At 53.2% G+C, this 13,562-nt stretch carries 13 protein-coding genes; 4 read left to right on the top strand and 9 right to left on the bottom strand.

Annotated features, from left to right (window positions below):
- Window positions 1-54 precede the first annotated feature (54 nt).
- Window positions 55-1,815 (bottom strand): Lon protease family protein, encoded by a 1,761-nt coding sequence (locus HVX64_RS09325; protein WP_043001160.1) that lies wholly within the window; start codon window positions 1,813-1,815, stop codon window positions 55-57.
- Window positions 1,816-2,000: 185 nt separating this feature from the next.
- Here HVX64_RS09325 and matP point away from each other — a divergent pair, with 185 nt between their 5' ends.
- The gene (gene matP / locus HVX64_RS09330) at window positions 2,001-2,453 is read left to right on the top strand and encodes a macrodomain Ter protein MatP (protein ID WP_043001159.1); all 453 of its coding nucleotides are present in this window, start codon (window positions 2,001-2,003) and stop codon (window positions 2,451-2,453) included.
- A gap of 76 nt (window positions 2,454-2,529) precedes the next feature.
- Here the strand turns inward: matP and ompA are convergent, their stop codons facing one another.
- Window positions 2,530-3,585: a porin OmpA gene (ompA, locus tag HVX64_RS09335; RefSeq protein ID WP_043001975.1), complete on the bottom strand. Its 1,056-nt coding sequence runs from the start codon at window positions 3,583-3,585 to the stop codon at window positions 2,530-2,532.
- A 355-nt stretch (window positions 3,586-3,940) separates the two neighbouring features.
- The gene (sulA, locus tag HVX64_RS09340) at window positions 3,941-4,450 is read right to left on the bottom strand and encodes an SOS-induced cell division inhibitor SulA (RefSeq protein ID WP_044256302.1); all 510 of its coding nucleotides are present in this window, start codon (window positions 4,448-4,450) and stop codon (window positions 3,941-3,943) included.
- A gap of 217 nt (window positions 4,451-4,667) precedes the next feature.
- Between sulA and HVX64_RS09345 the strand changes: the two genes are divergently transcribed.
- Complete coding sequence (locus tag HVX64_RS09345; RefSeq protein ID WP_043001157.1) at window positions 4,668-5,297, top strand: TfoX/Sxy family DNA transformation protein; 630 nt, start codon at window positions 4,668-4,670, stop codon at window positions 5,295-5,297.
- Here the strand turns inward: HVX64_RS09345 and yccS are convergent.
- Both yccS and HVX64_RS09355 read right to left on the bottom strand, forming a co-directional pair.
- Window positions 5,251-7,413: a YccS family putative transporter gene (gene yccS / locus HVX64_RS09350; protein ID WP_043001156.1), complete on the bottom strand. Its 2,163-nt coding sequence runs from the start codon at window positions 7,411-7,413 to the stop codon at window positions 5,251-5,253. The genes HVX64_RS09345 and yccS overlap by 47 nt on opposite strands.
- A 6-nt stretch (window positions 7,414-7,419) precedes the next feature.
- Window positions 7,420-7,878 (bottom strand): YccF domain-containing protein, encoded by a 459-nt coding sequence (locus tag HVX64_RS09355; RefSeq protein WP_043001155.1) that lies wholly within the window; start codon window positions 7,876-7,878, stop codon window positions 7,420-7,422.
- Between the two features lie 123 nt (window positions 7,879-8,001).
- Here HVX64_RS09355 and helD point away from each other — a divergent pair, with 123 nt between their 5' ends.
- The gene (gene helD, locus HVX64_RS09360; RefSeq protein WP_044256301.1) at window positions 8,002-10,056 is read left to right on the top strand and encodes a DNA helicase IV; all 2,055 of its coding nucleotides are present in this window, start codon (window positions 8,002-8,004) and stop codon (window positions 10,054-10,056) included.
- A 31-nt stretch (window positions 10,057-10,087) separates the two neighbouring features.
- Here the strand turns inward: helD and mgsA are convergent, their stop codons facing one another.
- Complete coding sequence (gene mgsA / locus HVX64_RS09365; RefSeq protein ID WP_044256300.1) at window positions 10,088-10,546, bottom strand: methylglyoxal synthase; 459 nt, start codon at window positions 10,544-10,546, stop codon at window positions 10,088-10,090.
- A gap of 93 nt (window positions 10,547-10,639) precedes the next feature.
- A complete protein-coding gene (locus HVX64_RS09370) occupies window positions 10,640-11,302 on the bottom strand; it encodes a DUF2057 family protein (protein WP_043001152.1) in 663 nt (220 codons plus the stop codon).
- Between the two features lie 172 nt (window positions 11,303-11,474).
- Here HVX64_RS09370 and HVX64_RS09375 point away from each other — a divergent pair, with 172 nt between their 5' ends.
- A complete protein-coding gene (locus HVX64_RS09375) occupies window positions 11,475-11,888 on the top strand; it encodes a CoA-binding protein (RefSeq protein ID WP_044256299.1) in 414 nt (137 codons plus the stop codon).
- Window positions 11,889-11,956: 68 nt separating this feature from the next.
- Here the strand turns inward: HVX64_RS09375 and hspQ are convergent, their stop codons facing one another.
- Entirely contained in the window at window positions 11,957-12,274 is a 318-nt protein-coding gene (gene hspQ / locus HVX64_RS09380) for a heat shock protein HspQ (RefSeq protein WP_042319966.1), read from the bottom strand.
- A 57-nt stretch (window positions 12,275-12,331) separates the two neighbouring features.
- On the bottom strand, window positions 12,332-13,522 hold the full coding sequence (gene rlmI, locus HVX64_RS09385) for a 23S rRNA (cytosine(1962)-C(5))-methyltransferase RlmI (protein WP_181825388.1): 1,191 nt from the start codon (window positions 13,520-13,522) through the stop codon (window positions 12,332-12,334).
- Between the last annotated feature and the right edge of the window lie 40 nt (window positions 13,523-13,562).

Consider the following 13,562-nt stretch of genomic DNA (forward strand, 5'->3'; position numbering starts at 1 on the left):
TTATTTTATTGAAGCACGCAGGATAGCTAACACGTGTACGCTGAACAAGTCCGATCAGTTAGGAAAAAAACCGTTCAGCCAACGCAGCGGCCATGGAAAACGGTGACGTCCTTCCTGTTGCGTCGCCTGGGCGATACGCTCCTGGATAGTCTGCATCAGCGTCATCTGGCCTTCGCCATCCCACACCAGATTTAACAGCAGCGGTAATGCGTCGGTCACGTCATCTACCGCCCAGATAGTGAACTTCTCTTCTTCAACGGCCTGTAACAGTGCGGGTTGCAGGCTCAGGTGTCTGACGTTAGAAGAAGGGATAATCACCCCTTGCTTACCCGTCAGTTCACGCTGTTGGCAAATCGCGAAGAAGCCTTCAATTTTTTCATTTAAACCACCAACCGGCTGGGCTCGACCGAACTGATCGACCGACCCGGTAACAGCGATGTTCTGATTTACCGGCACATCTGACAGGGCGCTGATGAGTGCACACAGTTCCGCCATGGACGCGCTGTCGCCATCGACTTCACTGTAGGACTGTTCAAACGTGAGTGAAGCCGAGAAGGGGAGCTGTTGTTCGAGCTGGAGTTCCGACATCAGGAACGCCTGCATGATCATCATCCCCTTAGCATGAATATTACCGCCAAGTTCTGCTTTCCGCTCAATGTCCGTGAACTCGCCATCGCCGATGTGCACGACGCAACTAATGCGAGAAGGTTCACCGAAGGCGCGAGGGTGACCCGGAAACTCAATCACCGACAGGGCGTTGATCTGACCCACGCGCTCACCCTCGGTTTCGATCAGAATCTGTTCCTGGAGGATCTCATCCTGCATGCGTTCAGCCAGGAACCCTTCACGCCACGCTCTCTGAGCAAGCATCAGGCTAAGTTGTTCACCGCTGCAGGTTTCGCTTTCGCACAGCGGCGCGACTTCCGTGAACTGCCTGATGATCCACAGCGGATTGAGTGGTAACGTATCCTGTTCGCCGGTATAGCGCACCGCTTCGCGAACCAGCACTTCCCAGGCGTCGGGTGCCGGGTAAGGCAACTGATTATGTCTCGCGGTCCACGTTACCCACTGGCACCACTGCGTCATGGATTCTGCATCCACAATCTGCAGGTTATCTTCGAATTCGCTATAAATCGCCTGCTCGGCCAGTTCGGGCTCCATCTCCTGGAAGTCCGCCAGCGATTCGCGCTCACCGACTAACAGCACCTTCAGTTTAAGCGGCATAGACGGCACAGAGACTGGTAGCGGACGTGATTCATCAAAGGCTACCCAGTCAAAGCGTTCGCGGCTGACAATCGCTTTCAGGCGCATCCACAGTAGCGGTTGTGCAAGCAGAGTGCGCAGCGAGATAACCAGCACGCCGCCATTGGCCTGGTGAACCAGTCCCGGTTGTAACGTGATGTCGCCATTGAATTGACGCAGGCAGCCAAACAGTTGCTCTGCCTCAACCCAGTCGGCAATCACCACCTGAGATAAGGTAGAAAAATTATCCTCTTCCCGCTCAGCGTCACGATAGCGAATCGTATGACCAGAGATCTCGTAATGACCTCCCGTCAGGTGACCGGCATTGTGCTGCAAGGCACGTGCGGCATCGGCAAGAAGATTAAGATACTCAAGCTCTTCGGGTGCTTTGGCCAGCATGAAAGGGGATGAGGCTCTGGGCTGTAACAATTGCTCCAGGGCAAATTGCAAACGTGGTTGAGTATCACTCAGTAATGTGTCGTTTTCTTCAGTGACATGTGGCTGTGCAAAAATCTCCTGATAGCTTTCGGTATCAGGGACAAGATCACGCCATGCAAGTTTCGTAATGGTCAAAGTTGATGTTTTTTAGTCTGTTGTAAAAGACGCGATTATAGCGTAACCGTCCGCGCTTCACACGTGGAATGCGATGGCAAACGCACAGGAGGCTGCAGAGTGGCTCACAGCCTGAAGATTCTTTTCTTCAGATGCTAAAAAAGCTGATATTCTGATAGGAGTGACACGGTAACATTGAGATCGCCATGAAATATCAACAACTTGAGAATCTTGAAAGCGGTTGGAAGTGGAAGTACCTGGTGAAGAAGCATCGCGAAGGGGAATTAATAACCCGTTATGTGGAGGCCAGTGCAGCCCAGGAGGCCGTGGATTTGTTGCTTACGCTGGAAAATGAACCGGTGCGGGTCAATCTCTGGATTGACGAACATATGAGTCCCGCGCTGCAAAACCGCATGAAACAGACGATACGCGCGCGGCGTAAACGTCATTTCAATGCCGAGCATCAGCACACGCGAAAGAAATCTATCGATCTGGAATTTATTGTCTGGCAGAGACTGGCAGGGCTGGCACAGCGGCGAGGCAAAACGCTATCAGAGACCGTAGTGCAGCTGATTGAAGATGCAGAGAATAAAGAGAAGTACGCTAACAAGATGTCTTCGCTAAAGCAGGATCTGCAGGCGCTGTTAGGCAAAGAGTGACTGGCTTTCATCAAAGCTGTTTTGCTGACAGCCAAAAAAAACCCCGCAACGCGGGGTTTTTTCATAAGACGGAAACTTAAGCCTGCGGCTGAGTTACAACGTCTTTGATGCCTTTAACTTCGATCTCAACGCGACGATCCGGGGCCAGGCAGTCGATCAGTGCAGCGCGAGCTTTCACGTTGTCACAGGTGTTGCCAGTAACCGGGTTGGATTCGCCCATACCACGTGCGGAGATCTTGTCAGCCGGGATACCTTTAGAGATCAGGTAATCAACAACAGACTGAGCACGTTTCTCAGACAGACCCTGGTTGTAAGCGTCAGAACCGATGCGGTCCGTGAAGCCCAGAACCACTACGGAACCGTCTTTCGGATCCAGGTTGCTCAGCTGGCTGTACATCTGATCCAGAGCCTGCTGGCCTTCTGGTTTCAGAGTCGCTTTGTTGAAGTTGAACAGAACGTCAGACTTCAGAGTGAAGTGTTTGGTCTGTACTTCAGGAGCCGGAGCCGGAGCCGGCGCTACGATCGGAGCAGCTTGTTCCTGCTGACCGAAACGGTAAGAAACACCTACGCTCAGCAGACCGTTGTCTGGACGAGTACCGATGGTGTTAGCGTCACCGATGTTGTTGGTCCACTGGTATTCCAGACGGGTAGCGATTTCAGGAGTAATTGCGTACTCAACACCACCTGCGAATACTGGGGATACGCCAGTGTCGTGGTCTTTAAAGGAAGCGCCACCAGGTTCGTTAGCCTTGGTGTCTGCACGCCATACCATACCACCCAGACGAGTGTAGATGTCCAGATCGTCAGTGATTGGGTAACCCAGTTTAGCGGTCAGCTGAACGCCCTGAGCTTTGTAAGCGCCGTTGATGTTGTCGCCTTTGTACGGCATACGACCTAACCAGTCGTAACCCATTTCAAAGCCAACATACGGGTTAACCTGGTAACCACCGAACGCACCGGCACCCAGTTGGTTTTCGTGGGTCGGACCGTTGTTGTTGATGAAACCAGTGTCATGGTACTGGGACCAGCCCAGTTTAGCACCAGTGTACCAGGTGTTATCTTTCGGAGCGGCCTGCGCTACGGTAGCGAAACCAGCCAGTGCCACTGCAATCGCGATAGCTGTCTTTTTCATTTTTTGCGCCTCGTTATCATCCAAAATACGCCATGAATATCTCCAACGAGATAACACGGTTAAATCCTTCACCGGGGGAGTAGTTCAATAGTTACTCTACCGATATCTGCGGCTTACGCCGAGCACCCCTGGCGATGTAAAGTCTACAACGTAGTTGAAAACTTACAAGTGTGAACTCTGTCAGGCATATGAAAAAAAAAAACTTGTATACATAATATTTAACATTTGGCGCATCAGAATTTATCGCCAGATTTCGCGGGAACCGCGTGCGCCAAGCGTTCACAGAAAAAAAACGTTAGTCCTCAATGTGAAGGTCGAGGAGGAAAAAAAATTCCAGGATAAATCCTAAATTTACTCAATGATACAAATTTGAGTGAATTTTTAGCCCGGTTTGCTGTCTCCTGGCATGAGTGTGCGCATTCACGGGACGCATGATAAATCCCATCGCATTTCCTTCATCTGCCGCCTTAACCAATTCAGCATGTTCTTCTTCTGTTAATTCTTCTGTCAGCCAGCCAATTACCACGCTGTAGTTGCCCGTGCGCAATGCACGAACCATTGATTCCAGCGTATGGCAGGGGGACAGTTGGTTAATTTGCATCACTTTAGTTAGCGGAAGCCCGGCAGACTGAACCCATTCACGGCTCAGCTTCTGTTGTGGTGTCAGCCAGAGCTGCCAGCGCGATTGCTGTCCTAACTGCTGAAGAAGCGGTAACAGCAGTAACTGCGTCATCATGGGCTGGTCTTCGCGGTAGACCACTTCGCTGATAAGCCCTGTGGACACTTTCTCGGAAGAGACGCGCGCCATCGTGTTCGATGTGGAAGAGAATGACGGAGAACGATTTGCGTAGCCTGAAGTGTACATAATCAATCCAGCCCTGTGAGTTACTGTATGGATGTACAGTAACCCTGATGTCGTGAAAGATCAACTTTATTTTCGGAAAGAGACTCGCAATTTTTATTCATGGTAGCGGTAAAAACGAAATTCAGCTTGCCCCTTGAGAATAAGTTGCCTATTTTCGTCATTAACGGATTCGTGACGGCAAATCATTCTTTTAGTTTATGATTTAAAAGGGAATTTTATGAAAATTCACTCCTATGACAGGATCTATAAATCACAGGAATATTTATCTTCTCTGGGGACGATCCACTTCCGCTCACTGTTTGGCAGTTACAGTCTGACAATCAGGAATACCGTCTTTGCGATGGTTGCCAATGGGGAGCTCTATCTGCGTGCCTGTGAGCAAAGCGTACAGTATTGCGTGCAACATTCCCCGGTCTGGCTGACGTTTCTTAAACGCGGGCGTCCGGTCATGCTTAATTATTATCAGGTTGATGACACTCTTTGGCGCGACCAGCAACAGTTGATCCAGTTGTCGAAGTTTTCGCTGGATGCCGCGTTGCAAGAGAAGTTGTCCCGCAGTTCTCAGCAGCGGCTTAAGGATCTCCCCAATATGACCTTTCATCTGGAGAGTTTGCTGAATGAAGCGGGGATCTACGACGTCGCCACCCTGCGAATGCTGGGCGCTAAAATGTGCTGGTTGCGACTGCGACAAATGAACAAATCCATCACTGACAAGGTGCTGTTTAATCTTGAAGGGGCTATTTATGGTATCCATGAAGCGGCGCTCCCGGCGATACGCCGCCAGGAGCTTGCTCTGTGGGTTAAGTCGCTTTCACCGGTGCCGATGTCGGTGGAGAAGAGTGAGTGATTTGCCGCTGTAGCCGCCCCATTTCCGGCAGCAGGGCCACCAGTAAACCGACCTGCTGAATCACCAGTGGTTCTTTGCTGTCCGGACGTGGCTCAAGCTGCTGAATGCGCTGTTTCAGTTCGGCGAGAGCTTGCTGCACGCGGGCTTCGTCGGCCGGGAGATGATGCAGCGCATCATCGACATAACAGACCGCATCGTCCAGCAAAGCCAGCACGTCGGGGTTGGTGAGTTGCTCACGATGCGCACCTAAAGCAGAAATATAACTGGTGAATGTATGATTGAGGCAGAGCAAACGGAACGCGGCCTCACGTGTTTGTGCCGTCACGTCGGGCTCGCTGGACATATTCGACACCACGGAGGCCAGCTCAGCATCGCGGTTATGGGCATCGCGACGGGCAATCCGATATGCCAGTCGATTATCGCGTCCCTGATGGTACTGCTCCAGGATGGCGTCAAGATAGCGACAGTTTGCATCGGTCGCTCTTTCCATCACTCGCGGGAGGTTTCGGAAACGCCAGTCCGGCCAGATAAAGCTCACTGCCGCCCAAGCGATGGCGCAGCCGATGAGCGTATCAATCACCCTGGGGAGGGCGACTTCAAACCCTTCGCCGAGCAAGTTGAAGCACAGCAGAACCAGCAGCGTGATAAACATAGTGGCGTGGGCATACTGGACGTTGCGAAAGGCAAAGAACAGAACGCCGGTGATCACCAGTAAAATAAGCTGACCTTCCAGCGACGGAACAAACCATAAAATCGGGATACCAATCGCCACCCCGACCAGGGTACCGATAATCCTCAGCGCCAGGCGGTGCCGCGTGGCGTTGTAGTTTGGCTGACAAACAAACAGGCTGGTCAGCAGGATCCAGTAACCGTGATGCATACCGGTTATCTGAATGATCGCGTAGCCGACGCACAGAACCAGAGACATCCTGACCGCATGGCGAAACAGCGCCGATTCGGGAGTAAAGTTACGACTCAGACGCAGCCAGATATCGCTGAACCCGTGCGGACTGTCATCGGCGAGCTGGCTCTCCGATTCGTTACGCGGCATAGCCTGCGCCTGTTCTGATTCAATTGTTGCCAGTTGTGCATCGATGGCGCGCAAATTAGCCAGTAAAAATCCCAGCGTTTTCAGCAGATCGGCGGAGGCGCCGTTTGCCCGCATTCGCTCAAGCGCGGCGTCGAGATGCGTGAAGGCGCGTTCAAAATGCGGATCGTGCTGATAGGGGACGCGCAACAAAATACAGCGCGACAGTTGCAGACAGGCCTGGCCCTGCATCGACATCAGGCGTTGAAAGCGGAACATCACGTCGCTGTGACGGAAATGGTCACGTAGCGTCTGGTATTGAATATGCGAGGAGCTGGCGCGCTCATGAATATCCTGCGCCACAAAGTAGTAATGCAGAGTTCGCCGTGTGCCGCGCTGCCCCCGGTCGCCGCGCAGGCGAGTCAACAGGGACACTTTCGTCTGATTCAGTGTCGCCATCAGTTGGCCGTTGGCCAGCGCTAAGTCATAAAGCGGTGCCTGGCTTTCATTTTCAATATCCGGGTCAAAAAGCCGTGACTTCAGCTCCAGATAGTGCGCCAGTTGCTCATAGCTGCGTGCCAGATTGTCCTGCAAGGGACGAATTGGGAACAGCAAATGACCGATAAGCGTCAGCCCGTTGTACCAGATAGCGCCCGCCAGCAGCAGAAGCGGTTGCTGATACCATTGGGCGTACAACGACGCCCCAAGCATGGTGTAAATGGCGATCAGCAATGCGCCAAAGGCAATTGTCGCATAACGCTGCCCTAAACCGCCGAGCAGGATAAAACCGCTGGTAGAGAGCGTCAGTCCGATGGCGAACAGCCATGGGTAAGGAAACAGTAGCTCGACTGACGCAGAGGCGATAAAAAAGCAGATTAGCGTAATGATCAGGTTGCGCAGACGACCCGCGAGACGATCGTCCAGATCGGTCAGCGCTGCTGCCACCATCCCCAGCGTCAGGGGGATGGTCAGTTTGACATCACCCAACCACCAGGGCAGCGCTGTTGTTCCGCAGAGGGCGATAAAAATACGCACGTAATACAGCCAGGTGCTGTTCCAGGTATAGCGGCGAAGCAGGGGACTTAACATACTGACTTAGCGTCCTGATGACTCAAAACGGCGACGGGCGTTCGCTTCGCGTGCTGCACGTGCAACTTCTACGGAGACAACGCGACGTCCCACTGGCCAGAGTGCAATCGCGGCAATCTTAAAGTTCGCAATGCCAACCGGAATACCAATGATCGTGATGCATTGGGTGATACCTGCGGCGATGTGCATCAGACACAGCCACCAGCCGAAGAAGATCAGCCAGAAAATATTCAGCAGCGTCCCGCCCGTATTCATCAGCACACTTTTACCCGCCGGATCCAGTTCATCAACATGAACCGCTTCGTTTCCGTAAGGCAGCAGCGACAACCTAGTGATTTCCCAGCATGAGCGGGTGAGCGGCAGGGTGAAGATCAGCACTATACTGACCAGCGTTGCCAGGAACCAGGACAGCGTGGTGGCAAAACCCCCCAACACAAAATTCAAAATATTCAGAACGGTACGCATAAACCCTCGATTGATTCTGGTTTTCTGTGATTTCCGGCAATTGTAACGTTTTTTTGGGCTGGAGCACGTATTCTCTGGCGGTTACACTGAGAAGAAATACGCTTTGTCTGGATCGGCTGAGTCATGGAACTGAAAGCAACGTCTATAGGTAAACGTCTGGCGCAACACCCGTACGATCGGGCGGTGATCCTTAATGCCGGCATTAAGGTATCGGGCGATCGCCATGAATATCTCATTCCCTTCAATCAGTTACTGGCGATTCATTGTAAGCGCGGGCTGGTGTGGGGTGAGCTGGAATTTGTGCTGCCGGACGAAAAAGTGGTGCGACTGCATGGCACCGAGTGGGCAGAAACTCAGCGCTTCCATCACCATCTGAATAGCCGCTGGCAGCAGTGGAGCCAGGAAATGAGTGAAGTTGCGGCTGGCGTACTGCAGGAGCAACTGGATTTGATTGCGGCCCGAACCGGGCAAAATGCCTGGCTGACGCGCGAGCAGACGACGGGATTACAGCAACAGATCCTGCAGGCGTTTGCTGCGCTGCCGTTACCGGTTAATCGGCTGGAAGAGTTTGAGAACTGTCGCGATGCGCTGCGACAGTGCCAGGCGTGGCTGAAAGATATCGAGGCATGTCGCCTGCAGCATAACCAGGCGTATACCGAAACGATGTTGACGGAATACGCCGATTTTTTCCAGAAGGTGGAATCGTCACCGCTCAATCCGGCTCAGGCCAGAGCGGTCGTCAATGGCGAACATTCTTTGCTGGTGCTGGCTGGGGCCGGTAGCGGTAAAACATCCGTGCTGGTGGCGCGGGCGGGCTGGCTGCTGGCGCGGGGCGAAGCGGCCGCAGAACAGATCCTGCTACTGGCTTTTGGTCGCAAAGCGGCGCAGGAGATGGATGAGCGTATTCGTGAGCGGCTGCATACCGAGGAGATAACGGCGCGGACGTTCCATGCCCTGGCGCTGCACATCATTCAGCAGGGCAGCAAAAAAGTACCGACCATTAGTAAGCTTGAAAATGACACCGCCGCGCGAAATAAACTATTCATCAGCACCTGGCGTCAACAATGCAGCGAGAAAAAAGCGCAGGCGAAGGGCTGGCGACAGTGGCTGGAAGAGGAAATGGCGTGGACGGTGCCGGAAGGCAATTTCTGGGACGATGAAAAACTACAGCGGCGTCTTGCCTCGCGTCTGGATCGCTGGGTGAGCCTGATGCGCATGCATGGCGGAGCCCAGGCGGAGATGATTGCCAGCGCACCGGAGGAGATTCGGGATCTGTTTGGAAAGCGTGTGAAGCTGATGGCGCCATTGCTGAAAGCCTGGAAAAGTGCGCTGAAAGCGGAAAACGCCGTCGATTTTTCAGGTCTGATTCATCAAGCCATTGTGATTCTGGAAAAAGGGCGTTTTGTCAGTCCGTGGAAGCATATTCTGGTGGATGAATTTCAGGATATCTCCCCGCAGCGTGCCGCGCTGCTGGCTGCATTGCGTAAGCAAAATAGCCATACCACGTTGTTCGCCGTCGGGGATGACTGGCAGGCTATTTATCGTTTTAGCGGCGCGCAGCTTTCCTTAACGACTGCGTTTCATCAGACCTTCGGCGACGGTGACCGTTGCGATCTCGACACCACTTATCGTTTCAACAATCGCATTGGCGAAATCGCTAACCGCTTTATTCAGCAGAACCCACATCAACTCAAGAAACCGCTTAATAGTCTGACGACGGGAGATAAGAAAGCCGTTACGTTGCTGGATGACACGCAGCTTGATGCGTTGTTGGATAAGATCTCCGGTTATGCGAAAGCCGACGAGCGGATTCTGGTGCTGGCGCGTTATCACCATCTGAAACCGGCCAGTCTCGAAAAGGCGGCAACCCGTTGGCCTAAGCTGCAACTTGATTTCATGACCATCCACGCCAGCAAGGGGCAACAGGCGGATTACGTTATCATTGTCGGGCTACAGGAAGGGAGCGATGGGTTCCCGGCACCGGCGCGTGAATCCATCATGGAAGAGGCGTTGCTGCCGGTTGTGGAAGATTTTCCGGATGCGGAAGAGCGGCGGTTGCTTTACGTTGCCCTGACCCGCGCCCGCCATCGGGTCTGGCTGCTGTACAACAAAGCGACCCCCTCACGCTTCGTGGAGGATCTCAAAGACCTGGACGTGCCGTTGGTAAGAAAACCGTAAGCAATAGGCGACGCCCGTCGCCTGCGCGGGATTACTTGAGGCGTTCAGCCAGATAACGCGGATAGTCCGGAATGAGCACGTCAACGGCATCATTGAAGTGTGGCGACTGGATAATGAAATCCGCCGTGGCGACGTTGGTGGCGACAGGGATATTCCAGACGGTCGCCAGGCGCAGCAACGCTTTCACATCCGGATCGTGCGGAACCGCGTTAAGCGGATCCCAAAAGAAAATCAGCACATCAATTTTCCCTTCAGAAATCAACGCGCCAACCTGCTGATCGCCGCCCATCGGACCGCTCAGCATGGCGTTAACGTCCATACCCGTCGCGCGTTGAATAAGATTTCCGGTCGTCCCGGTGGCGTAGAGCACATGTTTTTCCAGCAACGGCTGGTGGCGTTCTACCCAGCTCATCAACATCTTTTTGCAGTGATCGTGTGCAACCAGCGCAATGTGCTTACGCGCCGGCAAAGTGCGAGTCGTCAGTTCCATCATTCAGTTCCATTGTGGGTTTTGCTACAGAGTACTGAATGTGCCTGATGCTGCAAGAGAAAGACGAAAAAAAAAGCCGGACGGAACAAAACATCAGGACGAGGGCTGTTTCTCCGCCCATTGCAGAAAGCTATTACGCGTTTGCGGGTCCGCCTGGCGAAACCAGTATTTCAGACGCTGTTCTGTGAGCGTCTGAGATTGCGGCGGGATGGTATCCAGTTCTGAGACCCCCGAAAGCAGAGTGCTGTCGTCGGCCATCATCGTCGCGAACTGGGGTAAGGAAGCACGTTTTGCCGATTTATTGTAGCGCTCCGTTTCTGCCTCAAAATCAATGGCTTTAGTTTTTGAGGTAATGGCGAGGATATCCAGTTGTACCGGGATCGGCATCGCATTGCCATCCAGTAATTCCAGCCGTGGCGCCACGTCAAAATGGCTGGCGTCGCGGTCGCTTTCCAGGCGCGGAAGGTGAAAATTAACCTGCTCCACGCGCTGAGTGTCAAAACTGATCACCAGCGGCGGGGAAATGTAGAGCTGTTCTGCATGGCTGGGGAGGCGGATTGTCTTCTCAACCCGAAAAACAAGTTGATGGGGCCCATTATCGAGCTCAATGCTGTCCGCGCCGCGCAGGAGTGAACTGGAGACCTTCTTGCCGTCCAGTACCAGCAGGTCAATGTCGGTTGAAAGACGAAGAGTGGTAGCGAAAACCGTGACCGGCAAGCAGAGGGCTATCATCAGGGTCACAGTGCCGGTTTTCATAGGGTTCTCCTGTCCAAGGACCGCCGGGTAAGAATGTATCAAAATTTTTCGATAATCATGTTTACTAACATATAGACATATTTTGGTGTTTTGCTCTCATACTTACGGGTGGGACGCATGGTTGGGTTGTCAGGATTGTCGTACACTTTGCAAAACAGCCTGGAGAATGATGATGAAAGAGACCGATATTGCTGGCATTTTAACCTCGACCCGAACCATTGCATTGGTTGGCGCAAGCGATAAGCCTGACCGTCCAAGCTACCGCGTGATGAAGTATTTACTCGATCAGGGCTATCACGTGATTCCGGTTTCCCCGAAGGTTGCCGGTAAAACCTTGTTAGGGCAGAAGGGCTACGCGACGCTGGCGGACGTGCCGGAAAAAGTGGATATGGTGGATGTGTTCCGTAATTCAGAAGCGGCATGGGGCGTCGCTCAGGAAGCGATTGCGATTGGCGCGAAAACGCTGTGGATGCAATTGGGCGTGATTAATGAGCAAGCTGCGGTGCTGGCGCGCGAAGCGGGATTGATGGTGGTGATGGATCGCTGCCCGGCGATTGAGATCCCACGACTGGGGTTAACGAAGTAAGTCGACGAGTCTGGCGGCCGAAAGAAGACAGGCCCGAGAAGCAATGCGCCATCGGGCCCTGGTAAGGATCAGTTACGCAGGCGAGGGGCCTGCAACTGTTTACGAATGGTCTGAGCAAGCTCATCCATCGAAGGCTGTTCAGGATGCTCGTCCTGCGTTTCGCTGCTTAGCTGCGCTTCGGCAAGATAGGTATGCACTGGACGACCGTCATCATCTTCCATCACCACGTGATACCACGGAGCGGCGCGAAGCTCGTCGTTGACCGCCAACTCATCAGGTGACGGCTCTGCAAGCGAATAGACCGGGTCGATATCCACGACCACTCCGAGATATCCTAACAGGGAATGGCGGACCTGCTGGCCGATACCGAATTTGCTGGCAATCATAGTCACCTCCCGGGAAATCATTACTCTCGATATGAGGGTAAAATTCCACTTTTCAAGTTACATGACGCGACAGGCAAACCCTTTCAGATACAGCCCTTCCGGGTAGGTAGCGATCACGGGATGATCGGCGGCCTGACGGAACTGCTCTATAAATTGTACATCACGCCCTGCATCAATTGCGGCATCGGCGATGATTTTCTGAAATAAATCTGTTGTCATCAGGCCGGAACAGGAGAACGTCAACAGCACGCCGCCCGGATTCAGCAACTGGATCGCCAGCATGTTGATATCCTTGTAACCCCGACATGCCCCCATCAACTGGCTTTTGTTTTCGACAAACTTCGGCGGATCCATCACGATGACATCAAACTTTTCGCCACGAACGCGATAGGTTCGTAACAGTTTAAAGACATCGTCACGGACAAATTCTGCCTTGCTGAGATCGAGTTTGTTGAGTTCAACGTTCTGTTTCGCAATATCCAGCGCTTCCTGGGAGGTATCGACGCTGATCACCTGACGGCAACCGCCCATCAGTGCAGAAACAGCAAAACCTCCGGTGTAGGAGAAGCAATTGAGCACCCGCTGGTTTTCGACATAACGGCGCGTCGCCAGACGGCTGTCACGCTGATCGAGGTAATAACCGGTTTTGTGACCGCCCTGAATATCCACCAGCAGCTTCATACCGTGCTCTTCAATTGGCAGCAGTGCAGGGGGGATCTCACCGGTGACCGGGCCTTGCGTCAGCTCCATCCCCTCTTTTTTACGTACCGCGACATCGCTACGGTCATAAATCGCACATTCCGGGTAGAGCGCTTGCAGCGCGCTAATCAATGCGGCACGCTGATATTCCGCGCCAGCGCTGAGCAGTTGCAGCACCAGGAAATGACCGAAGCGGTCGATGGTTATGCCCGGCAAGCCGTCGGATTCTCCGGCGATCAAACGATAGCTGTCCAGACCATCTTTTTTCGCCAGCCAGTCGCGCCATTGCTGCGCCTGTTGCAGACGGCGGGTGAAGAAGGCGATATCGACAGACTCGTTCTTGTCGAAGGTCCAGACGCGTGCGCGGATTTGCGACGCCGGGGAAAAGGCGCCACGGGCTAACCATTTACCCTGATGGTCAACAATGTCGATGGTTTCACCGAGGTTGGCTTTACCTTCCATACGGGCAACGGCACCAGAAAAGACCCACGGATGGCGGCGAAGTAATGATTTTTCGCGCCCTTTGGCTAACACTAAACGTACACTCATAATTAACGGTTCTGTCGAATCAAAGAAATGGGCGCCATTG

The sequence above is a fragment of the Citrobacter sp. RHB20-C16 genome, assembly GCF_013890155.1.
Taxonomy (GTDB): Bacteria; Pseudomonadota; Gammaproteobacteria; order Enterobacterales; family Enterobacteriaceae; genus Citrobacter_A; species Citrobacter_A amalonaticus.

Coding starts and splice junctions, on each gene's coding strand:
- matP (WP_043001159.1), top strand. CDS start 2,001: ATGAAATATCAACAACTTGAGAATCTTGAAAGCGGTTGGAAGTGGAAG.
- ompA (WP_043001975.1), bottom strand. CDS start 3,585: ATGAAAAAGACAGCTATCGCGATTGCAGTGGCACTGGCTGGTTTCGCT.
- sulA (WP_044256302.1), bottom strand. CDS start 4,450: ATGTACACTTCAGGCTACGCAAATCGTTCTCCGTCATTCTCTTCCACA.
- HVX64_RS09345 (WP_043001157.1), top strand. CDS start 4,668: ATGAAAATTCACTCCTATGACAGGATCTATAAATCACAGGAATATTTA.
- yccS (WP_043001156.1), bottom strand. CDS start 7,413: ATGTTAAGTCCCCTGCTTCGCCGCTATACCTGGAACAGCACCTGGCTG.
- HVX64_RS09355 (WP_043001155.1), bottom strand. CDS start 7,878: ATGCGTACCGTTCTGAATATTTTGAATTTTGTGTTGGGGGGTTTTGCC.
- helD (WP_044256301.1), top strand. CDS start 8,002: ATGGAACTGAAAGCAACGTCTATAGGTAAACGTCTGGCGCAACACCCG.
- mgsA (WP_044256300.1), bottom strand. CDS start 10,546: ATGGAACTGACGACTCGCACTTTGCCGGCGCGTAAGCACATTGCGCTG.
- HVX64_RS09370 (WP_043001152.1), bottom strand. CDS start 11,302: ATGAAAACCGGCACTGTGACCCTGATGATAGCCCTCTGCTTGCCGGTC.
- HVX64_RS09375 (WP_044256299.1), top strand. CDS start 11,475: ATGAAAGAGACCGATATTGCTGGCATTTTAACCTCGACCCGAACCATT.
- hspQ (WP_042319966.1), bottom strand. CDS start 12,274: ATGATTGCCAGCAAATTCGGTATCGGCCAGCAGGTCCGCCATTCCCTG.
- rlmI (WP_181825388.1), bottom strand. CDS start 13,522: ATGAGTGTACGTTTAGTGTTAGCCAAAGGGCGCGAAAAATCATTACTT.